This is a genomic window from Streptomyces sp. L-9-10, from assembly GCF_004151105.1.
Taxonomy (GTDB): domain Bacteria; phylum Actinomycetota; class Actinomycetes; order Streptomycetales; family Streptomycetaceae; genus Streptomyces.
Map to the genome: position 1 here is coordinate 214,604 of NZ_PHRF01000090.1, position 24,260 is coordinate 238,863.

Here is a 24,260-nt window from a genome sequence, read left to right on the forward strand (position 1 = left end):
GTCATGCCAGCACCGCCGAGCGGTACGTCTCGTGGGCGCCGGCCAGCTCGGGGTGGCTGCCCCGGGCGGCCACCCTGCCGTCGTCGAGCATGAACACGACGTCGGTTCCGGCGAGCAGGGCGGGGCTGGTGGTGACCAGGACCGTGGTGCGGCCCCCGCGCAGCTCCCGCAGCCGGGCCGCGATGCGGGCCTCGGTGACCGTGTCGACGGCGGTGGTCGGGTCGTGGACGACGAGGACCGGCGGGTCGGCGGCCAGGGCCCGCGCCAGGGCCACCCGCTGGCGCTGGCCGCCGGACAGCGAACGGCCCCGTTCGGTGAGGACGGTGTCCACCCCGTCGGGCAGGGCCCGGGCGACGTCGTCCGCCGCCGAGGCGGCCAGCGCCGCGGTCATGTCCGCCCCCTCGGTGTCCGATCCGGCCCGTACGTTGGCGAGGAGACTGTCCTCGAACAGGTCGGCGTCGTGGTGGGCGACCAGGATCGTGCGCCGTACGTCGCCGGGGTCGAGGTCGGTCAGGGGTACGCCGTCGAGTTCGACGGTGCCTTCGGCGGGGTCGAGTTCGCGGCCCAGGCAGAGCAGCAGATCGTTCGCGGCGGCCGGGTCACGGGTGACCACACCGACGAGGCTGCCGGGGGCGATGTCGAGGTCGACGCCGCGCAGCGCGCCCTGGGTGACGCCGCGCAGGCGCAGTCGCCCGGCGACCGGCTCGGGGAGTGCGGACTTCCCGGCCACGACCGCGGGAGGCGACGCGAGGATCTCGGCGATCCGGTCGGCCGAGGCGCGGCCCTGGGCGAACTCCCCGTTGACGAAGGTGAGGAGCTGGAAAGGACCGAGGAGGTACTGGGCGAGACCGACGGCCGCCACCAGGTCACCCACGCTGATGGTGCCCCGCATCGCCAGATGGGCGCCGACGAGCCCGATGACCGCGATGAAGATGCCCGTCAGGGCGAGGATCGCGCCGTCGTGCCAGGCACGGCTGCCGGCCGCCCGCAGCGCGGCGGACAGCGAGCCGCGGCTCGTCTTCCGGTACCGGGAGACCGCCGCCGATTCGGCGCCGATCCCCTTCAGCACGCGCAGGCCGGTGACCAGGTCGGCGGCGACCCCGGACGCGTGGGCCGCGTGCTCCTGTTCGGCCTCGCTGCGCCGTTCGAGCGGGCGGCTGATGAGATGGCCGATCCACAGCAGCGGCGGGACGCCGAGGAGGACGAGCAGGCCGAGCGGCACGGAGATACGGAGCAGCGCCACCGCGCTGATGGCCAGCCCGGCGAGCGCGGACAGCGCGTACGGCAGCGCGGAGGCGACGGAGCCGACGCGCCGGGCGTCGCCGGTCGCGACGGCGGTGAGCGCGCCGGGCAGCCGGCCGGAGTCGGCCCCGCCCCGCGGATCGAGTACCCGGGCGGCGAGGTCCTGCCGGATCCGGTGCGCGGCGCCCTCGCCCGCGCCTTCGGTGAGCCGTGCGGAGTTCCGGTAACACGTGGACAGCACGAGGAAGAGACCGGCGAGCACCAGCAGCCAGCGCAGGAGGGCGCCGGAGGAACCGGTCGCCACCGCCTCGTCGATGACCAGGCCGATGACCACGGGGACGAGGGCCTCGCACGCCTGGTGCGTCATGCCGAGGACGGATGCTCCGGCGACACGGCGGCGCTGGTCGGCGAGCGCTCTCCGGAGGACCAGGCCCCCCGTTGGTCCTCCAGCGGGTGGTCCTCCAGCGGGCATGCGCGGCCTCCACAAGAACAGAGCAGGATGGTTAGGTAAGCCTACCTTAATCGTAGACAGGGCCAAGGGTGCGCGTCCGGGACCGGCGGTGGCCCACGGGGCGGGTGTCGGCGCAGGCGGCGGCGCCGCGTTGACCCCGTCACGGCCGTACGGTTAGGCTCACCTAAGTTTCATCGTTCGTACGTCATATCGCTTGCGGCACCCCCATGTTCAACGCCTCGCGCGCCGCATGGGGCTCGAAGGCGCCGCCAGGGGAGTGGTCCTTGTCTGTCGAAGTCCGGGCGGCGTCCGGAAGCGAGACCGGTGGTCCCGTCGTGCCCGCGGCACGTCCGGCCACGGTGGCCCTGCGCGGGCTCGGGCTCCTCGTGACGCTCGGCGCGCTCGTCCTGGTCTCGCTGATCAGCGTCTGGGTGGGCACCAGAGGGATTCCGTTCGCGTCGACATGGGACCTGCTGTGGAGCCCTGACGGGTCGGAAGCCTCCGTCATCGTCCACGACTACCGCATCCCCCGCACCCTCCTCGGCGCCGTCGTCGGAGTGGCCCTCGGACTGTCCGGCGCCCTGATGCAGGCCCTGACACGCAACCCGCTCGCCGACCCGGGACTCCTCGGAGTGAACCTGGGCGCCTCCGCGGGCGTCGTCGTGGCCATCGCGTTCATGGGCGTGGCCGCGCCGCTCGGCTATGTGTGGTTCGCCCTCGCCGGGGCGGCCGTGGCGTCGGTGGGCGTGCATCTCCTCGGCTCCTCCGGGCGGAAACTGGCCACCCCCGACCGGCTCGTCGTCGCGGGAGCGGCGGTGACCGCCGTGCTGTACGCCTTCAACTGGGGCGTGCTGCTCTTCGACCCGGAGGCGTTCGACCAGTTCCGCTTCTGGACGGTGGGCTCTCTCGCGGGCCGGTACTACGACATCGTGTTCCTCGTCCTGCCGTTCGTCGCCACCGGTGCGATCGTCGCCTTCCTCCTGGCCCCGTCCCTCAACGCCCTCGCGATGGGCGACCAGTTGGGGCGCGCCCTGGGCGTGAACGTCGGCCGCACCCGGGTGCTGGCGGCGGTCGCCGTGATGCTGCTGTGCGGCGCCGCCACCGCCGCCGTGGGGCCGATCAGCTTCGTGGGCCTGGCCGTTCCGCATGTCGCCCGGTTCCTCTCCGGAACCGACCAGCGCTGGGTGCTCGCGTACTCGATGCTGCTCGCACCGGTCCTGCTCATCGGCTCGGACGTGCTGGGCCGTGTGCTCGGCGCTCCGGGCGAGGTGCAGGTCGGCATCGTCACCGCGTTCATCGGCGCGCCGCTGTTCATCGCGCTGTGCCGCCGTCGAAAGCTGGTCATGCTGTGAGTGCCGTGGAGGAGGCGGAAACCTCCGTGCCCGGATCCGCCGACGCCCCCGCCCCCCGCGTCATCAGCGGCCGGGTCCTGCGCACCGGAGCGGGCGGTGTCTCGCTGCGCGTCCAGAGCCGTGTGTTCGCCGTGACCGCCCTGCTGCTCCTCGCGCTGATCGTCGTCATGGGTGTCACCCTGACCACCGGCGACTTCCCGCTCTCCGTCAAAGAGGTCCTCCAGGCCCTGACCGGAAGCGGATCCGACGCCGCCGGCTTCGTCGTCAACACCCTGCGCATGCCGCGCATCCTGACCGCGGTGTTCGTCGGCGCGGCCCTCGCGGTGAGCGGGGCGATCCTGCAGAGTCTCACCCGCAACTCCCTCGGCAGCCCCGACATCATCGGCTTCACCAACGGCTCCGCCGTGGGCGCGCTCGTCGTCATCATCGTGCTGCACGGCAGCATGACCCAGATCGCGTTCGGCGCGCTGATCGGTGGTCTCGCCACGGCGCTCGCCGTCAACCTCCTCATGGTCGGCCGGGGGCTTCAGGGGTTCCGGCTGGTCGTCATCGGCATCGGCGTCAGCGCCCTGCTGCTCGCCGTCAACTCGTACCTGGTCACCCGGGCGACCTTCCAGGAGGCGCTGGAGGCCCAGGCATGGCTGATCGGCAGTCTGGGGAACCGGCTGTGGACGCACGCGAACGCCATCGGTCTCGCCCTCGCCGTGCTGCTGCCGCCGGCCTTCCTGCTCTCCCGCCGTCTCACCATGGTGGAGATGGGCGACACCACCGCCATGGCGCTCGGCGTCGACGTGCGGCGCACCCGCACGGTCCTGCTCGTCATCAGCGTCGCCCTCGCCGCGTTCGCCACCGCCGTCACCGGCCCCATCTGGTTCATCGCCCTGGCCGCGCCCCAGGTGGTCCGCAGGCTCACCGGGTCGTCCGGGCCCGCGCTGCTGCCGTCCGCCCTCATGGGCGCCTTCCTGCTCGCCCTGAGCGACCTCGTCGTGCAGCGGGTCTTCGCACCCGCGCTCCTTCCGGTGGGCACGGCGACCGGCGCCATCGGCGGGCTCTACCTCATCTGGCTGCTGATCACCGAGTCGCGAAAGAGCCGCGCATGACTGCAACGAACTCCCCGCGGCCCCGGCTGCGCGCCGAGGACCTCACGCTGTCCTACGACCAGCGGACGGTCGCCACGTCCCTGAGCGTCGACATCCCCGACCACTCCTTCACAGTGATCATCGGGCCCAACGCCTGCGGCAAGTCGACGCTGCTCACGGCGCTGGCCCGGATGCTCAAGCCCAAGGCCGGGCAGGTCTATCTCGACGGCGCCGCCATCGCCTCGTACCGCTCCCGCGAGGTCGCCCGCCGCCTCGGGCTGCTCCCGCAGTCCTCCAGCGCGCCGGGCGGGATCACGGCCGGCGATCTCGTGGCCCGCGGCCGGTACCCGCACCAGCGGCTGCTGAAGCAGTGGTCCGTCGAGGACGAGGAGGCCGTCACCGAGGCGATGCGGCAGACCGGCGTACTCGAACTGGCCGACCGTCCCGTGGACGACCTGTCCGGCGGACAGCGGCAGCGCGTCTGGCTCTCCATGGTGCTGGCTCAGCAGACCTCCATCCTTCTGCTGGACGAACCCACCACCTTCCTCGACATCGCCCACCAGGTCGAGGTGCTCGACCTGTGCGCCGAGCTCCACGCCCGCAAGGGCCACACCGTCGTCGCGGTCCTGCACGACCTCAACCAGGCATGCCGCTACGCCACTCACCTCATCGTGATGCGGCCGGGCGGGGTCATCGCCGCCGAGGGGGACCCCGCCACCGTCATGACCGCCGAGCTGGTCGAGGACGTGTTCGGCCTGCCCTGCCGCATCATCGCCGACCCCGAGACCGGCACCCCGCTGATGGTTCCGGCCGCCCCCAGGCGGTACGCGCCGGAGACCGGCGGCACGGCCGGCGTCCCGGACCCGGCCACCGACTCCGTGCTCGCCGAAACCTCCTGAGGACGGACGACCGCCCATGATGCTCTGTACGAGGCTGACGAACGCACACATCCTCACCATGGATCCGGAGCATCCGGTCGCTCACGACCTGGGCATCTGGCGGGGGCGGATCGCGGGCCTGGACGAGGCCGTCACCTCACTGCCCGCCCGTGAGGTGATCGACCTCCAGGGCGCCACCGTCCTGCCGGGGTTCATCGACAGCCACGTCCACCTGGCGTGGACGGGGCTCAAGGCGGGCTCCCCGAGCATCGCCGGCCTCGAACGCGTCGAGGACGTCCTCGCCGTCGTGGCGGAGGCCGTCTCCCGCGAGCACATCCCCGGCGAGTGGGTGCACATCGGCGGGTACGACCAGCGGGCCCTCGGGCGGCACCTGACCGCCGCGGATCTCGACCGGGTCAGCCACGGCCGGCGGGTGTTCGTGATGCACGACTCCGGCCACGCCTGCGTGGTCAACAGCGCCGTGCTCGATCTGCTGCCGGCCGAAGTCCCGCATGACCACGGCGTTCTGGTGGAAGGCGCGATGAGCGCCGTACGGCGCCTGCGGCTGCCGTACTCTCAGCGGGAGCTCGCCGACGCCATCGAGTACGCCGCGCGCGCCTGCCTCGCCGAAGGCGTCACGGGCTGCGCCGAGGCCGGCATCGGCGGCGGCCTGCTGGGTCACAGCCCCGTCGAGCTCGGCGCCTACCAACTCCTGCGCGACCAGGGCCGCCTGCCTCTGCGGATCCAGCTCATGCCGGGCGCCGACACGCTGCGGCCGCTCGACGCGCACGAGCACGACGGCATCCCGCGCGCGCTCGACCTCGGCCTGCGCACGGGGTTCGGCGACGACTGGCTGTCCATCGGCGCTCTCAAGATCTACACCGACGGCGGCATGATGGCCCGTACGGCAGCCCTCACGGCGCCGTACGAGGGGATGACACACACGGGCCAGCTCCAGGACGACCCGGAGCGCCTCACCTCCCTCATCGTCGACGGCCACCTGGCGGGCTGGCAGCTCGCCGTCCACGCCATCGGCGACCGGGCCGCGGACCTCGTCCTGGACGCCCTGGAGCGGGCCCGGACGCTGCGGCCCCGCACCGACGCGCGCCACCGGGTCGAGCACGCCGGGCTCATTCGGCCCGACCAACTGCCCCGCTTCGCCCGGCTCGGACTCAGCGCCGTGATCCAGCCCCACTTCCTGCGCCACTTCGGCGACGACTACGCGACGATCATGGGCGCGGAGCGTGCGCCCTGGATGTATCGCGGCCGGGCCTTCCTCGACCACGGCATCACGCTCGTCGGCAGCTCCGACCGCCCCGTCACCGACGGATCGCCGCTGAAAGCCATTCAGTTCATGGTCGAGCGTGCCTCGCTCTCGGGGCAGCTCATCGGGCCCGACGAGGCGATCACCGTCGACGAGGCGCTGCACGCCTACACGGTCGCCGGGGCGTACGCCTCACGGTGGGACGACAGCGCAGGCAGCCTCACGCCCGGCAAGCGCGCCGACTTCGTCGTCCTGGGCGACGATCCGCGTCGTGTCGATCCCTCCAGGATCGGCGGCATCGAGGTCGTCGCGACCTTCGTGGACGGACGCGAGGCGACGGAAACACGGACGCTGTGACCGCACCGGCCGCGACTTGGTCACAAGCTTAGGTAAGGCTAACCTTATTTTGACTGAGCTTCATTGGCGTGAGCCGACGCACCACAAGGGTGTCTCACGCGGTGGAGCCGAGGAAGGAACGCCTTGATCACGGCCAGGCCGCGCCCCGCACCGCAGCAGCTGTCCGACACGCCCCACCCGATATCCCCGCCCTCTCCACCCGTCTGTTCGGTGCGTCCCGCCCGCCCCCGGGACGCCACGGCGCTCGCCGCTCTCTCCGAGCCGTTCGTCCGCTCGGGCGCACTGCGCGCCCGGCCGTTCCAGATCTACGCCTGGCACGCCACTGATTTCCTGGTGGCCGAGGCGCCTGACGGGTCGTTGGCGGGCTGCCTGGCACTTCGTGTCCACCCGGAACCGACGCGGGACGGGCGGGTGAGCGGCGTTCTGTACAACTTCTGCGTCGCGCACGGCAGCCAGGGCAGTGGCCTGGGCGCACAGCTCCTGACCGACGCCCTCGCCGAGGGGAGTTCGCGGGAGCTCGACGCGGTGTTCACCGCGACGACCGGAAGCGGCCGCCTCTTCCTCCACCACGGCTTCGCCCCGGTCTCCTCTCGTCGTGCCCCGGAGACCTGGGCGCGTTCGCTGGATCCGCGGCGCGGCGCCAAGGTCCTCGCCCGCGTTCTGTGACCACACCCCGGCGCGGGGGCGGCACGACGGCGGGGAGGGCCCGAGCCGGATGGCCCGGACCCTCCCCGCCGGTCCCGCGGACCTATACCTGGACCTCCGCGTCCGGGACGACCGTCGTGCCCGTGCCCTCCTCGGAGAAGACACCGCGCAGCAGCGCGTGCGGCACCCGGCCGTCCAGTACATGGGCTCTGCGGACCCCCGCGCGTACCGCCCGCAGACATCCCTCCATCTTCGGGAGCATGCCGCTCGCGAGCCCAGGGAGCAGCGCGTCCAGTTCGCCGGTGGTGATCCGGCCGATCACCTCGGTGCTGTGCGGCCAGTCCGCGTACAGCCCCTCGACATCGGTCAGCATCACCAGTCGCTCCGCGCCGAGCGCGGCGGCGAGCGCCGACGCCGCGAGATCGGCGTTGATGTTGTAGACCTCCCCGTCCGTACCACGGGCGATGGGGGAGACGACGGGGATACGGCCCGCGTCGAGCAGTGTGCGCAGGGTGCCGGGGTCCACGGACACCACCTCTCCGACGAGGCCGATGTCGACCGTGCGTCCGTCCACCCGTGCCGGGCGTCGTACGGCCGTCATGGTGTGCGCGTCCTCGCCCGACATGCCCACGGCGTAGGGGCCATGGGCGTTGAGGGCGCCGACCAGATCCCGCTGGACCCGGCCGGTCAGGACCATGCGGGCCACGTCCATGGTCTCGGGCGTGGTCACGCGCAGCCCGGCTTCGAAACGGACCTCCAGACCGAGGCGGTCGAGCATCGCGCTGATCTGGGGCCCGCCGCCGTGCACGACGACCGGACGCAGCCCCGCGCGCCGCAGCTCCACGACGTCCTGCGCGAACGTCCGGTGAAGCGCGGTGTCCACCATGGCGTTGCCGCCGAATTTGATGACCACGGTGCGGCCCCGGAGGTTTTTGAGCCGCAGTGGATCCGCTGTGACCAGGCCGGCGGCGGTCTCGGGCCGGCTGAAAGGGAGTGATCTCATCCGCGTCTTCGTTCCGTCTTTCCGCGTGGGGAGGAGCTGGTGAATGGGGGCGGGAGGGGAGGGGGTTCTCATGTGATCCGTGTCGACTTGTGGAGAAGCAGGTCGCGCAGCAGCGCGTCCGTCGTGCGCACCACGCCGCACCTGGCCGCCCACCGCAGCGCCATGGTGTGGTCCTCCGCGGAGAAGTCGGCCACGGCGTCCGCGACGACGAAGGGCTGAATGTCGTTCATGAAGGCGTCGGCGGCTGTCAGGAGAACCCCGAGGTGCGCGTGCACACCGCAGATGATCAGCTGATCGCGGTTCTCCAGACGCAGCAGTCTGCCCAGATGGCTCCGGAGAAAGGCGTTGTGGCGCACGTTCGTCACCAGATGTTCGCCAGGTCGTGGGGCCAGCGGGGCGATGATCGCCGCGGCATCGGGCTCGTCGCCGATCCCGGGACCCCAGACGTCCCCCATGAGCCCGCGCCGGCCGGGCGGTTGGGCGGCCGGCTCGGCGGTGAACACCACCGGCATGCCGAGTGTCCGGGCGAGCTCGCGCAGAGCGGCGATGTTGCGGACCATGTCGATGACGGGGGGCGCGAAGGCCGGAAAGGTCCCTACGAAGTGGTTCTGCATGTCGTGCACGAGCAGTGCCGCCCGGCCGGGATCGATGTCCCACGTGGCACACGACGCGGGGAGCGCGGAGCGGTCGGGCATCGGATACGACGCGATGGCCGGCAGGCCCATGACTGTCCCTCCCCGGGTGACGTGTATGCCCCACCGAATGAACTTAGCTAAGCCTAGCCTAACTTGCATCCTGGTCGGTCAACTCGCCCTCCGGTGAAGGGTGGTGCGCGGCCCTCGTCCCCTCGGTCCGTACTCCATGACCCCGGCCGGGGAACGTGCCGGGACGACAAGTAAGGTAACCCTAATAGTGCCTGGTCAGCGTCCCGCTGCGGCAGCCCCTCACGGTACGGAGCCCCCCTTGTCGAACGCCTCGCCAGGCGCCCGCCCCACCGCCCGGGATCTCCTCGCCGGAGCCGTACCCGTGGGGTCGGCCGACGAGTTGCGCGACATCCTCGGCGTGCCCCACCCCATCGTCATCGACAAGGTGCACGACCGGCTCACCGAGGAGGACCTGGACCTGCTGGCCCGTTCCCCCTTCTGCGCCCTGTCCACCGCGGACGCGGCGGGGAACTGCGATGTCTCCCCGCGCGGTGACGGCCCGGGATTCACCCACGTCCTCGACGCGTCCACCCTCGCCCTGCCCGATCGGCCGGGCAACCGGCGCGGCGACAGCTTCCACAACGTGCTGTCCAACCCGCATGTGGGGCTGCTCTATCTGATACCCGGCGTGATGGACGTGCTGCGCGTCAACGGCCGCGCCCGCGTCCTCAGGGACGCCCTGTTCTTCGACGCGATGACGGTCAGGGGCCGGCGTCCGGACCTCGCCCTGGTCGTCGAGATCGACGAGATCTTCCGCCACTGTCCGGCGGCGCTCCGCCGCTCGGGTGTGTGGTCGCCGGAGACATGGGAGCGGGCCACGGAGCCGGCCCCGGCGTGACGCGGTACCCCGCACCCCCTGCTATCCGGCGGCCTTCGACCGCCACAGCAGCCAGCCGAAGTAGGGGGCGCCGATCACCGCGGTGACGACTCCGACGGGGATCTGAGCGGGCGCGATGACCGTCCGGCCGAGCAGGTCGGCGACCACCACCAGCAGGGCGCCCGTCAGCGCGGCCACCGGGAGCACCCGGCCATGACGCCGGCCCACCAGGGCGCGCGCCGCATGCGGTGCCACGAGCCCGACGAAGCCGATGACCCCGACCGCCGCCACCGACGCGGCGGTGAGCACCACCGCGACGCCGAGCAGCGCCAGACGCGTGCCGCCGAGGCGGATCCCGAGCAGTCGCGGTGTGTCGCCGTCCAGACCGATGAGATCGAGGTCGCGGCGCATCGCGGCGAGTACCGGCAGGGACACGGCGAGAGCGCCGAACACCGGGAGGACCTCGGGGAACGTACGCCCGTAGGTCGAGCCGGAGAGCCACACGAGCGCCTTCGTCCCGTTGTGCGGATCGGTCAGCACGATCAGCAGACTGACCAGCGCCGCCGCGCCCGCGGAGACACCGATACCGATCAACACCAGCCGGTTCTGCTCCAGTCCGTGCCGTACCGCGAGTCCGAAGACCAGCGCGGTGGCCGCCGCGGCCCCGGCGAGCGCGGATCCGCCGATCAGCCAGAAGCTCGCGAGCGGGACGGCCGTCAGGGTGATGACGGCGCCGACCCCCGCTCCTCCGACGACCCCGAGGATGCCCGGTTCCGCGAGCGGATTGCGCGAGACCGCCTGCACGACCGTGCCCGCCGTCGCGAGCGCGGCACCCGAGAGCAGCGCCGCGGTGATGCGCGGCATCCGGGTGTCGAGGACGTAGGTGACGAACTGCCCGGACCTGCCCGTGAGCCAGTTCGCCACATCGCCGAGCAACAGCGGGGCGTCGCCGAGGAGAGTCGCCGCGACGACCGCGGCGACGAGAGCGGTGCTCACCACCGAGACGGTGAGGACGAAGGCCCGGCGGCTCCGCAGCCGTGCGAAGGCGGCCTCGGGGCGGGTGGAGCCCCCGTCCCGGGACCGGTGGGCGAGGACGACGAGTACCACGGCGCCGAAGAAGCTGGTCACGATGCCGGTCGGTACGGCCGCGCCCGCCTGGGCCCCGAAGAGGGCGCGCAGCAGGACATCGGCGCCGAGCACGACGAGTACGCCCGCCAGCGCCGAGGCGGGGATGAACGCGCGGTGGCGCAGGAGCGCCGGCATACGGGCACCGGCCAGCCGGACGATCGCGGGCGCGCACAGCCCGACGAAGCCGATGGGCCCGGCGACGGTGACGGAGACGGCGGCGAGGATCACGGACAGGACGACGGCGACGGCCCGGGTGAGGCGGGGGCTGACCCCGACCACCTGGGCTTCGTCGTCACCGAGTCCGAGGATGTCGAGCCGCCTGCCGAGCACGACCAGCCCGGCCAGTGCCACGAGCGCGACCGGGGCGAGCCGGTCGATCGTCTGCATGCCGGTCTGAGCGAGGGAGCCGTTGCCCCACGCGTAGAGGCCGGTGGTCTGCTGGGCGCGCAGAAGCAGGAGCATCTGGCTCAGCCCGCCGAGCCCGAGGGTGAGTGCGGAGCCCGCCAGGACGAGCCGGGTGGGGCCCGCCCCGGCACGGGCGAGGCCCAGCACGAGGACGGCGGCGAGCAGCCCGCCGGCCAGGGCCGTGCCACCGGCCGGGAAGGCGGGCAGGGTGATGCCGAACGCGGCGACGGCGACGACCGCGAGATAGGCGCCGGCGTTCACGGCGAGCGTGTCGGGCGAGGCCAGGACGTTGCGCGACACCGACTGAAGTACGGCTCCGGCCGCGCCCAGCGTGCAGCCGACCACCAGCCCGGCGGCGAGCCGCGGCAGCCGCGAGGCCACGAGCACGGCGTCCGCCTGGGCCGAACCGCCGCCGTCGCCCCCGGCCCACAGGGTGCCGAAGGCGCGCCAGAGGGCGTGCGGTCCGACGGCCGCCGTGCCCTGGCCGATGTGCACGACCGCGAGTGCGACCAGCGCGAGCAGCGCCCCGAGCGCGAGAAGCGCGAGAGAGCCGCGGTGTGCCGGCCCGCCGGCCCCGGCGGAGGGTGTCCCGTCCGTCGGGGCGGCCGGTGTCTCCTCCGCCGGGGCCGCTGACGACGCGCCCGCGGTCTTCGTCGTGCGGGTGCTCACGTTCACGGGGCGAGTGCGTCCACGAGCGCGTCGACGTACTGCGTCATCGACGCCGTACCACCGAACATCCAGATGCCGTCCGGGAGCCGGTGGACGTTGTCCTTCTTGACGAAGGGCAGCGACTTCCACACCGCGTTGTCCTTGAGCCCTTCGGCGAACGGGTCCCCGTTGTCGGCGGTGTTGGCGATGTACACGAACTGGGCGTCGCCGATCTTCGTCAGGCCCTCCACGTCCGTCGCCGCCAGGCCGTAGCCCTTGTCGCCCTTCATGGTCCAGGGGCTGACCAGGCCGAGTTCGGTGTTGATGTCGGTGATGAGCGAGCCCTTCACGTAGGGGCGCACCGAGACCTGGCTGCCTTCCTTCCAGCCGTCGGCGAAGGCGACCTTCTCGCCGTCGAGGCCGGCGGCCGCGAGTTCCTTCTTACCCTGGGCGATCTTCTCGCGGAAGGCGGCGATCTCGGTCCTGGCCCTGTCCTCGGTTCCGGTGGCCTTGGCGATGAGGTTCACGTTGTCGGTCATCTGCTCGATCTGCCGGCCGGCGTCCGCCGCCCGTACCACGATGAGCGGGGCCACCTTGGAGAGTTGGGTGACGGCGGAGGCCGGCAGGTCGTCCGTCGCGACGATGAGGTCGGGTTCGAGAGCGGCGACCGTGTCCACGCTGGGCTCGCCGCGGGTACCGATGTCCTTGACGTCGCCGGTCAGCGGAGCGGCGGTGTCGTAGGCCCGGTAGCCCTTCACGTCGGCGACGCCGACCGGCTCGACGCCCAGCGTGACGAGCGATTCGACGACGTTCCATTCGGTGCCGACGACACGCTCGGCCGGCCCGTCGAGCGTCACCTTCTTGCCGCGTGCGTCGGTGATGGTCAGTGCGGAACCCGAGGCGGAGTCCTCCTTGGGCGCCTCGGAGGTGCCGCAGCCGACGAGGGTGATCGCGGCGGTCCCGGCGATCACGGGCCATGCCCAGTGCTTGGTCGTCATGAGGTGTTTCAGGGCCTTTCGAGCCGAAGGTGGTGTCTTCCCACCGCACGGGTGCGGGGGGTGCCCGTAGCAGGGTCGGGTTCGACATCGATACGGATGCCGTAGGTGTCGGTGAGCAGTTGGGGGTCGTACACCTCGGCGGGTGTCCCGGCGGCGGCGACGCGGCCCGAGGACAGCAGGACGACCTGGTCCGCCACCGCGGCGGCCTGATCCAGGTCGTGCAGCACGACGCCGATGGTCACGCTGTGGGTGTCGGCGAGCTCCCGCACGAGGTCCAGGATCTCCACCTGGTAGCGCAGGTCGAGATAGGTCGTCGGTTCGTCGAGGAGCAGCACCTCGGTGTCCTGCGCCAGGCAGCAGGCGAACCAGACGCGTTGGAGCTGGCCTCCGGAGAGGCTCTCGACGCCGCGGTCGGCGAGTCCTGCGATGTTCGTGACGGCCAGGGCGTGTTCGACGAGCCGCGCGCCGTCCGGGTCGTTCCCTCTCAGCCGGCCGCGGTACGGGTGCCGGCCGAAGCCGACCACCTCGCGGACGCTGAGACCGGCCGGGGTGGTGCGGCTCTGCGCGAGCAGTGTGACGCGCCGGGCGAAGTCCGTACGGGAGAGGGCGAGGGCGTCGACCGGCTCGTTGTCCCCGGCGTCCCCGGAGCCCTCGGCGGGTACGGTCACGCTGCCGGTACGCGCCCGGTGCAGGCGGGCGACAGCCCGCAACAGGGTTGATTTTCCACTGCCGTTCGGACCGATGAGCGCGGTGACCCGCCCTCGCGGAAGACGGAGGTCCGCCTCGTGTACGACGTCCACGCCGTCGTAGGCGACCGTGATCCCCGTGGCGGCGAGGCCGGACGGAGGTCCGGCGCTCCTCGCGGACGCGCCTGGGGAGTCGGCCAGGGTGCGGTGAGGCCGTCGGGTGTCTGGTCGGCCGGATGGAGTCACGATCACCCGACAGAGGTTAGCCTAACCTAAGTGACAGTTGAAAACCGGCCTTGACTCAGGGGTGGTGGCTGGAAATGAACCTGGAGGGCGTTGACCGCCCCGGCTCCCCGTGGCGGTGCCGGCCTTCTGTCGAGGTGTTGGTGCGCTGGCGCGCGGCGCTCGCCCCTCCCGCCTCCCGTCTCACCTCCGGGGGCTGACTCCCTCCATGGTCAGGGCGAGCAGCCGGTGTGCCTCGGCGGCGGGGTCCGGATGGTGTTCCGTGGCCAGGGCGATGCCCGTGACCAGCGTGACCAGGTCGGCGGCGGTCACGCCCGGTGCCACCGCGCCGGCCTGGGCGGCGCGGTGCAGCAGCGGGTCGGCCGCCCAGGTGAGCTTGGCCGAGCAGGCGTTCACATGGCCCGGACCGTCCGTCTCGTCCAGGGCCAGCGCGTCGCCCATGCCCCGCGCGGAGGCGGCGTAGGCGGTGAGCGCGCCCAGCCACTCCAGCAGAGCGGTCCGCGCGTCGGCCGCCGTGGCCAGCTCCGCGGCGCGGGCGCACAGGGCCTCGATCCGTTCGCCGAACACCGTTTCCAGCAGTGCGCGCCGACCGGGGAAGTGGCGGCGCACGGTGGCCGATCCGACCCCCGCGACGCGGGCGATCTGCTCCAGGGAGGCGTCGGCGCCGTGCGCGGCGACCTCCTCCTCGGCCACGGCGAGGATCCGCGCGTAGTTGCGCCGGGCGTCCGCGCGCTGGACGGTCATGGCGTCATCTCCGGGGTTGCTAAGCGGCGGGGTCCTCCGTATCGTACCGGAGCGTAAGTGGCGGGCCTCGCCACTTAGCCCTGTCCGGCCGGTCCTCGCAGGTCCGCGACGCGACCGGACGGCACCTGGCCGCCTCTCACCACCCGATCACCACCCGATCACCATCCGAGGAACCACCATGACGTCACACACCGCACCCGCCCTGGTCGTCGGCGCCACCGGCCGGCAGGGCGGCGCCACCGCCCGCGCCCTGCTCGCGAGGGGCATCCCCGTCCGGGCGCTGGTCCGTGACCCGGCCACCGACCGGGCGAAGGCCGTCGAGGCGCTCGGCGCCGAACTGGTCACCGGCGACCTCGACGACCTCGGCTCCGTGACCAGGGCCGCCGAAGGAGCCCGCGCCGTCTTCTCGGTCCAGATGCCCGACATGAACGGACGCGCCTTCGACGGCGAGGTCGCCCAGGCCGTCACCCTGATCGAGGGCGCGAAGGCCGCGGGAGTACCGCAGTTCGTGCACACGTCCGTCTCCGGCGCCGGGCAGCACACCGCCTGGGTCAAGGGCCGCTGGGCCTGGATGGATCCCTACTACGCCGCGAAGGCCGGGATCCAGGACCGGGTCCGTGAGGCGGGCTTCACGCACTGGACGCTCATCAAGCCGGGCTTCTTCATGGAGAACTTCCTCCCCTCCGAGGAAATCCTGTTCCCCCGTGGAGTCCGGGGCGGTCTGGTGAGCCTCCTGAAGCCCACGACCCGGCTGTCGCTCGTCGCCGTCGAGGACATCGGCACGGCGGCCGCCGCGGCCATCGCCGCGCCCGAGCGGTTCGACCGTGTCGAACTGGAGCTGGCCAGTGACCATCTGGCGATGACGGACATCGCCGAGGTCCTCTCCCGTGCCCTGGGCGCCGAGCTGACCGCGCCCGACATGACCGCGGAGGAGGCGACCGCCGCCGGGATGCCCGACATGGGCTTCGGGCAGGCGCATGTCAATGAGTTCCCGCAGCCCGCGCTCCCGGAGTTCGCGCGGGACCTCGGTCTCCCTCTCACGACCTTCGAGGTGTGGGCGCGAGACCACCTGCGGCCAACTTTCAGTTAATTAGTAATAATTATTGACACGGTGTGGGCGGGGCAGCACAGTCATCGACGTGGCGCCGCCCCCCCCGTGAGTAGGGGAGCGCGGCGCTCGTCATCCCCAACTCTCGGGAGTATCAAGTGACTTCGCATCGTGCAGGGATGGTGCGTGCCCGTCGGGCCGTCGCCGTGCTCGGGGCCGCCGCGCTGGTCCCGGTGGCGGCGCCCGTGGCGCGGGCCGCCGAACCTGCGGCCGTGGAAGCCCCGCGGTTCCACGACAGTGGGCCCGCCCCGACGCCGTACATGGGCTGGAACACCTACTACGCCCTCGGCGCTCCGACGGAGGGCCAGGTCAAGGGAGTCGCCGACTATCTGGTCAGCAGCGGCCTCAAGGACAGCGGCTACGACATCGTGTGGCTCGACGGTGGCTGGCAGGCGGACGATCCGCGGGACAGCGCGGGCCGGCTGGCCGCGCATCCGGGCCGGTTCCCCTCCGGCATCCCCGCGCTGGTCACCTACCTGCACCAGCGGGGACTGAAGGCCGGGATCTACACGGATGCCGGTACCTACGACGGTGGCAAGACCTGTGGCCTCGGCAGCCGCGGCCACTACCAGGAGGACGCCGAGCAGTTCGCCGGCTGGAAAATCGATGCCATCAAGGTCGACTTCCTCTGCGGGATCACCGAGAAGCTCGATCCCGGACCGGCGTTCAAGGAGTTCAGTGACGCCGTCGCCACGTCCGGCCGTCGCATGCTGCTCAATCTGTGCAACCCGCTCACCGACGACTGGGGGCTTCCGCACACCCCGGCGCAGGACGCGCACAACGCCTACGTGTACGGGCCGACGACCGGCGACTCCTGGCGCACCGGTACCGACATCGCGTGGGGCGCACCGACGCCAGGTCAGTGGCCCAACGTCCTGCGCAACATGGACGCCAACGCCTGGCACCCCGAGGCGCAGGGCCCCGGCCGCTACAACGACCCCGACTACCTCATACCGATGCGCAGGCTGGCGGACGGTTCGTACGAGCTGACCGAGGAGGAGTCCACCACCCAGCTCGTCATGTGGGCCGTGATGGGCTCCCCGCTGGTCATCGGCTCCGACCCGCGTACGCTGCCGCAGTCGATGATCGACACCCTGCGCAACCCGGAGATCCTCGCCGTGGACCAGGATCCCCTCGGCATCCAGGGGGTGCGCGTCGCCACGGACGCCACCGGCGATGTCTACAGCAAGGTGCTCCAGGGCTCGGGCAGGCGTGCGGTCGTGCTCCTCAACCGCTCCGACCGGCCGGCCGAGCGCACCGTACGGTTCGCCGACGCCGGCCTCGCGGGCGAGGTCGGCGTACGGGACCTGCGAGCCGGAGAGGGCCGGGGTACCCACTCCGGTTCGTACACCGTGAACGTGCCCGCGCACGGTACGGCGTTCCTCTCGCTGAGCGGCACGGACGACGCGCCCGGCGCCTCGCTGGGGGTACGGACCGACGCCACTCCCGCCCTCGTACGCGACGGTGACCGGCTGACCGTGTTCACACGGGGCAGGGACGGTTCGCTGCGGCAGCAGACCGGCCGGGACGGCCACTGGTCCCCGGCGACCACCCGTCTCGGCGGCCCCACGGACGGCCGGATCGTCGGACAGCCCGCCGCCTACTCCACCGCGCCCGGACGTGTCGATGTCTTCGTGCGCGGCACGGACAACGCCGCGTACCGACTGAGCCATCGCGACGGGCACTGGGGCCGCTGGCAGAAGCTCGGCGGGCGGCTCGCCGACGCCCCGGGCATCGCCTACGCGGGCCCGGACGACTGGACGCTCTTCGCGCGGGGCGAGGACGGACGGATCCACACGCGCGGCGCGGCGTCCGGCTGGACCTCCTTCGAGGGGCCGGGCGGGGTGGCTCTGTACGGGCGGCCCGCCGCTGTCACGGATTCCGCGGGACGCACGCATCTCGCCGTACGGACCGCCGACGACTCGATCCGGACCCGGGTGCGCGATGCGGCGGGTGCCTGGTCCGACTGGTCCTCGCTGGGCGGGACCGTGAGTGGCAGCCCCACGCTCGTCGCCGTCGGGGACACCGTACGGCTCTACGCGCGCGCCGGGGACTACACCCTCTGGCAGCGCGTCCACGACGCGAGCGGCGCCGGCGGCTGGGGCGACTGGTCGAAGCGTGAGGAGTTCGCCAGCGGAGCCTTCGACGGCGAACTCGGCGCGGTCGCCGGGTCCGACGGCAGCGTGCTGACCGTGTTCCGAGGAGTGGGCGGACTCGTCCGCCAGGGCCGGGACTGACGGGCCGGCCGCCTCATACGGGGCCTGGCCGAAGCATCAGTAAATAAATTAGTAATTAATCTTGACGCTGGCGTGGTGCCGCGCCAGTCTGTAGCAGCCGAACGAGAGCCCGGCCGTCAGGGGGCCGGGCCTCGTTCCTCGGGCGCTTAGGGAGACCCATGAACACCTCAGCACACAGCCGCCGCACCTTCCTCGTGGGTGCCGGCGCCGTCGGCGCCGGCGCACTGATGACCGGCTGCGTCACCTCCTCGTCATCGAGCGGCAAGAGCGCGTCGGGCGGCGCCGTCACCCTTCAGTCCAACCTCTCCGCACCGCAGGCCAAGTCCGCGATGCAGGACGTCATCGACGCCTTCAACAAGCGGGGCGGCGCCCGGGGTTCACTCAACACCGTCGCCTCGGAGACGTTCCGTACACAGCTGCCGACCTACCTCACCTCGGCCAACCCGCCGGACCTCTACACCTGGTACCCCGGATCGGTCGCCGAGTCGTACGCAGGCAAGGACCTCCTCCTCGATGTCAGCGACATCTGGCAGAAGCCCGAACTCGCCGGATACTCCGACGCGTTGCGGAAGCTGTGCACCGACTCCTCCGGCAAGAAGGTCTTCGTCCCCACCACCTACTACTGGTGGGGTGTGTTCTACCGGAAGTCGAACTTCGCCAAGTGGGGCGTCGAGGAGCCCAGGACCTGGGACGAGTTCCTCGGCCTGTGCGACACGCTCAAGAGCAAGGGAGTCGCACCGATCGGCCTCGGGGCCGGCGGCAACACCCCCTGGGTGGCCGCCTCCTGGTTCGACTACCTCAACATCCGGATCAACGGCGCAGCCTACCACCGCGAACTGCTCGCCGGCGAGCACCGCTTCGACGACCCCGAGGTCCGCAGGGTCTTCGACCGCTGGGGCGAGGCCCTGCCGTACTTCGACCCGAACGGGACCGCGCTGCCCTTCCAGGACGCCACCACCGCGCTCCTCCAGGGCCGTACCGGCATGATGCTGATCGGCACCTTCTTCGCCGACTCCACCCCCAAGGACCAGCTCGACGACATCGACTTCTTCCGCTTCCCGGTGATCGACCCCAAGATCCCGCTCGCCGAGGAGGCCCCCACCGACGGCTACTTCGCCAGCGCCCGCACCGGCCGCGCCGACGAGACCAAGGAACTCCTGCGCTACCTCGCCACCGCCGAGTCCCAGGAGATCTACCTCAAGGGCTCGTCCGGCACCTCGCTGCCCACCCACCCCGACGCCAAGGACAGCGGAACGCCCCTGGTGACCAAGGGCCGCAAACTGATCGAGGACGCCGCGGACATCACGCAGTTCTTCAACCGCGACTCCAGCGACGCCCTCGCGCCCACCGCCGACACCGCGCTGACCCGCTACCTGGCCAAGCCCAAGGAGATCGGCTCCATCCTCACGACGTGGCAACGCGACGCGCAGAAGATCTGGAGCCAGTGACATGGCGGTCCTCACCGCACCCCGGAAGACGGCGGGCGGCCGGGCGACCGGCCGGCCCCCGGCCCGCAAGCGGGCGACGAGGGTCCCGCCCGCCGTGCTCGCCTTCGTGCTCGTACCACTGCTCGCCGAGGCGTTCTGGGTGTTCTGGCCGGCGATCCAGGGGGTCTACCTCTCCTTCACCAAGTGGGACGGCGTCAGCGCCCCGGAGTTCATCGGTCTCGCCAACTTCCGTGAGATGTTCGGCGACGCCGTCTTCCGCACCGCCGCCCTGGACACCGTCATCTGGCTGGTGCTCTTCGGCGGACTCTCCGCCGCCCTCGGCCTCGGCGCGGCGCTCCTGCTCCAGCAGGAACGCCGGGGCGTCGGTTTCTACCGCGCCGCGCTGTTCCTTCCCGTGGTGTTCTCGCTGGTGGCGACGGCCCTGGTGTGGCAGGCGATGTACCAGCCCGACGGGCTGATCAACAAGACCCTCGAAGGGATCGGGCTCGGCAGCCTCACCCATGCCTGGCTCGCCGACCAGGACACCGCCCTGTACGCCGTGATCGTGCCCGCGCTGTGGCGCCAGATCGGCTATGTGATGGTGCTCTACCTCGCCGGACTCAAGGGCATCGACCCGGTGCTCTACGAGGCGGCGAAGGTGGACGGCGCCACCCGCCGGCAGCAGTTCCGGCACATCACACTGCCCCAGCTGAGCAGTGTGAACGCGGTGGTCCTCTCGGTCATCGTCATCGACTCGCTGCGCTCCTTCGACGTGGTGTGGGCACTCACCCGCGGTGGCCCCTACCACTCCTCCGAACTGCTCAGCACCTACATGTACTCCACCGCCTTCCAGTCACTGCGACTGGGCTACGGCTCCGCACTCGCGGTCGTGATCTTCGTTCTCGCCTTCGGCGTCATCGCGTCCTACCTCGTCCGCGCCTTCCGGGAGGCCGACTGATGAGCGTCACCCACGCCTCCGCCCCGCCCGCCGGCCCACACGACATCACCCCGGCCCCGCCGGCCCGCGCCCCGCGACGGAACCGCAGCGGGATCTGGCGAACCGCGGGATTCCACCTCAGCGCCGGGCTGCTCTCCGCCCTGTGGCTGCTGCCCATCGCGCTCGTCCTGGTCACCAGCACCCGGTCCTTCGACGATGTGGCCGCCCACGGCGTCGGCAGCCTGCCGCACTCCTTCACCCTCGACGGTTTCCGTCAGGCATGGGTCGACGGCGGCCAGCAGCGCGCCCTGATCAACAGCCTGCTCGTCACCGTGCCGACGGTGCTCCTGTCGCTGCTCCTCGCCTCGACGGCCGCGTTCGCCCTCAGCCGCTACGACCTGCCGCTGCGCCGTACCCTCCTGCTGCTGATGCTCGGCGGAAACCTGCTGCCCCCGCAGATCCTCCTGGTACCGGTCTCCAAACTCAGCGAAATGCTGGGTCTGTACGACTCGTTGTACGCGCTCATCGGCGTCCAGGTCGGCTTCGGCGTCGGCTTCTACGTCTTCGTCCTGCACGGCTTCATGCGGGCCATCCCGTCGGAGATCCAGCAGGCCGCGGTCATCGACGGCGCCGGTCCGTGGCAGATCTACACCAGGATCATCATGCCCCTGGCCAAGCCCGCCATGGCCGCGCTGAGCGCCCTGTCGTTCACCTGGATCTTCAACGACCTGCTGTGGGCCATCACCGTCCTGCGCACGGACAGCCAGATGCCGATCACCGCCTCGCTGATCGGACTTCAGGGCCAGTACGTGTCCATGTGGAACGTCATCGCCGCGGGCTCCGTCATCGCCGCGGCCCCGACCGTCGTCGTATTCCTCAAGTTCCAGCGCCACTTCGTCGCCGGACTCAATCTGGGAGCAGTGAAGTGACCCCGCACGACCGCTGGCTGCTGCGCACCGAGAACACCACCTACGCGGTACGGATCGCCGGCCGGGGACGCTGGGCCGAACTGGACGCCTGGGGTCCGCACGGAGCCGAGACCGGCCCCTCGCCCTTCCAGCATCCGCACCGCACCCACTTCCTCACCCCCGCGGACGCCGCACCGGCCGAGTACATCCCCCACGGCCTGCGGCCCTTCACCGGAGCCGACCTCGTGGCCCGGCGCCCCGGCGGGGAACGCGGCATCTGGTGGACGTTCGACACCGCCACACACGACGGCGACCACGCGCTGCGCCTCGACTTCACCGACGAGGAACTGGGGCTGCGCACGGCACTCCACTACGAGACCGTGCCCGGCACCGATGTGATCCTGCGGTGGACTGAGCTGACCTGCACCGGCGACGAGGGACTGCGGCTGGAGCGCGTCGACTCGGCTGCCGTGAACATTCCCGTCGCGGGCGGCGCCCGGCTCACCTGCCTCACCGGCCAGTGGTCCCAGGAATTCCAGCGCACCCAGCTGGAACTCACCCGCGGCCGCTTCGAGATGGCCTCCACCCAGGCCGTGCCCGGCCACGCGTACGCACCCTGGCTCGCCGTCCAGGACGCCTCGGAACCGGACGAGGGGAACACACCCACGTACGGCATCGCCCTGGAGTGGTCCGGGAACTGGCACATGGCCGCGGACGCCGAGCCCGGCGGCGCCATCCGGGTCCGCGCGGGCCGTGTGCCCCACGAGGGCTCCCTCCGCCTCGCCCCCGGTGCCACCCTCACCACCCCCCGGCTGGCCTGCGCGTTCAGCCCGGAAGGGCTCGACGGACTGGCCCGTGTCTGGCACACCTACGAACGCCGGCTCAGCGGCGAGCGCCTCCACCGGCCCCGCAAAGTCCTCTACAACTCCTGGGAAGCGACCGGCTTCGACGTCGACGCCGCCGACCAGCTGGAACTGGCCACGATCGCCGCCGGGATGGGAACCGAGGTGTTCGTCGTCGACGACGGGTGGTTCACGGGACGCCACGACGAGACCGGGGGACTCGGCGACTGGCACCCGGACCCGGCGAACTTCCCCGACGGCTTCGACACGTTCATCGACCGGGTCCGTGCCACCGGCATGGACTTCGGCCTCTGGGTCGAGCCCGAGGCGATCAGCCCCCGCTCCGCGCTCCACGCCGAGCACCCGGAGTGGGTCTACCGTGTCGACGGACGGCCCGCCTCGCTGGTGCGCGAGCAACTCGTCCTCGACCTGGGCCGCGAGGACGTCCAGGACTTCGTCATCGCCACCCTCGACCGGCTCCTCGGCGAACACGCCATCAGCTACCTCAAGTGGGACATGAACCGCCCGCCCACCGAACGCGGCAGGCCCGGCACCGTCCCCGTCGAAGAGCAGGACCTGGACGCCGCGCACGTCGCCGGATACCTGCGCGTACTCGACCACCTGCGCACCCACCACCCGCGGGTCACCGTCGAAGGGTGCGCCGGCGGTGGCGGCCGGATCGAACACGCCACCCTCGCCCGTACCGACGTGGTGTGGCCGAGCGACAACACCGCGCCACTGGACCGTCTCGCCATCCAGTACGGCTACCTGCACGCACACGCCCCGCACACGATGAGCTCCTGGGTCACCGACTCACCGGGCGTCTTCGACCCGCGGCCCCGGTCACTGGCCTTCCGTTTCGTCACCGCCATGGCCGGTGTCCTCGGAATCGGCGCCGACATCCGCACCTGGCCGGCGGAACGGCGCGCCGAAGCCGCACGCTGGGTGGCCCGCTACAAGGAGATCCGCGATGTCGTCCACCACGGCGAGGTCCGGCTGCTGAACACGCCGTCCGACGCCTGCTGCGGTGTCCAGTACGACGCGCCGGGTGGCGACCGCACCGTCGTCACCGCCTGGAACACCGGTCGCCTGGACGGGGCGCCCCTGGTCCCCGGCCGCCCCGCCCGGCTGCGGCTGCGCGGCCTCGACCGGACCGCCCACTACACCGACCAGGACACCGGCACCGTCTACAGCGGAGCGCATCTGACGCAGTACGGCCTGCCGTTCGCGTGGACCGCCCAGTACGACGCGGAACTGGTAGTCCTGGTCCGGACGTAGTCGTCACCAGCCCCGGCACTCCGTCACGAGAGCCGCCGATGCCGCCGGATACTGTTCACGAACCCCGAGGAGTCGACCCGCCCCATGAACGGACCCACCCGCTTCGCCGACCAGGTGGCCGTGGTCACCGGAGCCGCCTCGGGCATCGGCGCGGCCACCGCCGTACGCCTCGCCGCCGAAGGGGCCTCCGTGATCCTCGCGGATATCGCGGCAGCACCCGGCGAACGCGTCGCCGAGGACATCCGCGCACAGGGCGGCCACGCGCGGTTCGTCCACGCGGACGTCGCGGACCAGGGCGACTGGGAACGGATCGTGTCCGCCGCGCACACCTTCGGGCCGGTCTCCGTACTCGTCAGCAACGCCTTCACCGTGGACGTGGCCCCCGCCCACGAGATGACCGTCGCGTCCTGGGAACGCCAGCTCGCGGTCAATCTCACCGGCGGGTTCCTCGGATTCCGGGCCGCGCTGCCCGACCTGCGCGCCCACGACGGCGCCGTCGTCCTGACCTCCTCCGTCCACGCGCACAAGGGCATCCCCGGCCACCCCGCGTACGCGGCGTCCAAGGGCGCACTGCTCTCGCTGTGCGGACAACTCGCCGTGGAGTACGGGCCCGAGGTCCGGGTCAACGCGGTGCTGCCCGGCCCCATCCTCACCGGGGCCTGGGACCGGGTCCCGGAGGAGGACCGGCGGAAAAGCGTCGCCGAGACCGCCGCACAGCGCTTCGGCACCCCTCGGGAGGTCGCCGCCGCCATCGCCTTCCTGGCAGCCCGGGAAGCCTCCTACATCACCGGGTCGAGCCTGCTTGTCGACGGCGGCTGGTCCGTCGTCAAAGCCTCGGCCTGACCGCCGCCGTCCCCCATCCCCCCAGCAGAAAGGCAC

The 24,260-nt window shown here is 71.7% G+C and carries 20 protein-coding genes; 13 read left to right on the forward strand and 7 right to left on the reverse strand.

The features are described 5' to 3' along the window. Position 1 precedes the first annotated feature (1 nt). Positions 2-1,714, reverse strand: a complete 1,713-nt coding sequence (locus CU044_RS21115) for an ABC transporter ATP-binding protein (protein WP_129770275.1) — start codon at positions 1,712-1,714, stop codon at positions 2-4. Between the two features lie 263 nt (positions 1,715-1,977). Between CU044_RS21115 and CU044_RS21120 the strand changes: the two genes are divergently transcribed. From CU044_RS21120 to CU044_RS21140, 5 genes are all read left to right on the forward strand, one after another. Next, positions 1,978-3,045, forward strand: a complete 1,068-nt coding sequence (locus tag CU044_RS21120) for an iron chelate uptake ABC transporter family permease subunit (protein WP_240045741.1) — start codon at positions 1,978-1,980, stop codon at positions 3,043-3,045. Between the two features lie 26 nt (positions 3,046-3,071). After that, a complete protein-coding gene (locus tag CU044_RS21125; protein ID WP_240045742.1) occupies positions 3,072-4,145 on the forward strand; it encodes an iron chelate uptake ABC transporter family permease subunit in 1,074 nt (357 codons plus the stop codon). Then, entirely contained in the window at positions 4,142-5,023 is an 882-nt protein-coding gene (locus CU044_RS21130; protein WP_129770278.1) for an ABC transporter ATP-binding protein, read from the forward strand. The genes CU044_RS21125 and CU044_RS21130 overlap by 4 nt, the downstream gene beginning before the upstream one ends. A gap of 19 nt (positions 5,024-5,042) precedes the next feature. Then, positions 5,043-6,623 (forward strand): amidohydrolase, encoded by a 1,581-nt coding sequence (locus tag CU044_RS21135; RefSeq protein WP_129770327.1) that lies wholly within the window; start codon positions 5,043-5,045, stop codon positions 6,621-6,623. A gap of 123 nt (positions 6,624-6,746) precedes the next feature. Beyond that, positions 6,747-7,289, forward strand: coding sequence for a GNAT family N-acetyltransferase (locus tag CU044_RS21140; protein ID WP_345790143.1), 543 nt, complete (start codon positions 6,747-6,749; stop codon positions 7,287-7,289). A gap of 82 nt (positions 7,290-7,371) precedes the next feature. Here CU044_RS21140 and argB read toward each other — a convergent pair whose 3' ends face one another. Together argB and CU044_RS21150 are read right to left on the reverse strand one after the other, a co-directional pair. Continuing rightward, positions 7,372-8,271: an acetylglutamate kinase gene (gene argB / locus CU044_RS21145; RefSeq protein WP_129770279.1), complete on the reverse strand. Its 900-nt coding sequence runs from the start codon at positions 8,269-8,271 to the stop codon at positions 7,372-7,374. A gap of 68 nt (positions 8,272-8,339) precedes the next feature. Next, positions 8,340-8,996, reverse strand: coding sequence for an isochorismatase family protein (locus CU044_RS21150; RefSeq protein ID WP_129770280.1), 657 nt, complete (start codon positions 8,994-8,996; stop codon positions 8,340-8,342). 238 nt (positions 8,997-9,234) lie between these two features. Here CU044_RS21150 and CU044_RS21155 point away from each other — a divergent pair, with 238 nt between their 5' ends. After that, a complete protein-coding gene (locus CU044_RS21155; RefSeq protein WP_240045743.1) occupies positions 9,235-9,813 on the forward strand; it encodes an MSMEG_1061 family FMN-dependent PPOX-type flavoprotein in 579 nt (192 codons plus the stop codon). 21 nt (positions 9,814-9,834) lie between these two features. On the opposite strand, the gene CU044_RS21160 is transcribed toward CU044_RS21155, so the two are convergent. The 4 genes from CU044_RS21160 to CU044_RS21175 form a co-directional block, all read right to left on the reverse strand. Next, the gene (locus tag CU044_RS21160) at positions 9,835-12,000 is read right to left on the reverse strand and encodes an iron ABC transporter permease (protein ID WP_240045744.1); all 2,166 of its coding nucleotides are present in this window, start codon (positions 11,998-12,000) and stop codon (positions 9,835-9,837) included. Then, complete coding sequence (locus tag CU044_RS21165) at positions 11,997-12,971, reverse strand: iron-siderophore ABC transporter substrate-binding protein (protein ID WP_129770282.1); 975 nt, start codon at positions 12,969-12,971, stop codon at positions 11,997-11,999. The genes CU044_RS21160 and CU044_RS21165 overlap by 4 nt, the downstream gene beginning before the upstream one ends. A gap of 8 nt (positions 12,972-12,979) precedes the next feature. Next, complete coding sequence (locus CU044_RS21170) at positions 12,980-13,858, reverse strand: ABC transporter ATP-binding protein (RefSeq protein ID WP_193564028.1); 879 nt, start codon at positions 13,856-13,858, stop codon at positions 12,980-12,982. Between the two features lie 225 nt (positions 13,859-14,083). After that, on the reverse strand, positions 14,084-14,644 hold the full coding sequence (locus CU044_RS21175) for a TetR/AcrR family transcriptional regulator (RefSeq protein WP_129770283.1): 561 nt from the start codon (positions 14,642-14,644) through the stop codon (positions 14,084-14,086). Positions 14,645-14,822: 178 nt separating this feature from the next. On the opposite strand from CU044_RS21175, the gene CU044_RS21180 reads away from it, so the two are divergent. The 7 genes from CU044_RS21180 (at position 14,823) to CU044_RS21210 (ending at position 24,224) form a co-directional block, all read left to right on the forward strand. Then, a complete protein-coding gene (locus tag CU044_RS21180; protein WP_129770284.1) occupies positions 14,823-15,734 on the forward strand; it encodes an NmrA family NAD(P)-binding protein in 912 nt (303 codons plus the stop codon). Between the two features lie 137 nt (positions 15,735-15,871). Next, the gene (locus tag CU044_RS21185) at positions 15,872-17,989 is read left to right on the forward strand and encodes a glycoside hydrolase family 27 protein (RefSeq protein WP_129770285.1); all 2,118 of its coding nucleotides are present in this window, start codon (positions 15,872-15,874) and stop codon (positions 17,987-17,989) included. Positions 17,990-18,147: 158 nt separating this feature from the next. Continuing rightward, a complete protein-coding gene (locus tag CU044_RS21190) occupies positions 18,148-19,437 on the forward strand; it encodes an extracellular solute-binding protein (protein WP_129770286.1) in 1,290 nt (429 codons plus the stop codon). A 1-nt stretch (position 19,438) separates the two neighbouring features. After that, a complete protein-coding gene (locus tag CU044_RS21195; RefSeq protein WP_129770287.1) occupies positions 19,439-20,374 on the forward strand; it encodes a sugar ABC transporter permease in 936 nt (311 codons plus the stop codon). After that, positions 20,374-21,282 carry a carbohydrate ABC transporter permease gene (locus tag CU044_RS21200; RefSeq protein ID WP_240045745.1) on the forward strand — a complete coding sequence of 303 codons (909 nt, stop codon included), beginning with the start codon at positions 20,374-20,376 and terminating at the stop codon, positions 21,280-21,282. The genes CU044_RS21195 and CU044_RS21200 overlap by 1 nt, the downstream gene beginning before the upstream one ends. Then, a complete protein-coding gene (locus CU044_RS21205) occupies positions 21,279-23,381 on the forward strand; it encodes an alpha-galactosidase (RefSeq protein ID WP_129770288.1) in 2,103 nt (700 codons plus the stop codon). The genes CU044_RS21200 and CU044_RS21205 overlap by 4 nt, the downstream gene beginning before the upstream one ends. 84 nt (positions 23,382-23,465) lie before the next feature. After that, positions 23,466-24,224: an SDR family oxidoreductase gene (locus tag CU044_RS21210; RefSeq protein WP_129770289.1), complete on the forward strand. Its 759-nt coding sequence runs from the start codon at positions 23,466-23,468 to the stop codon at positions 24,222-24,224. Positions 24,225-24,260: the final 36 nt, after the last annotated feature.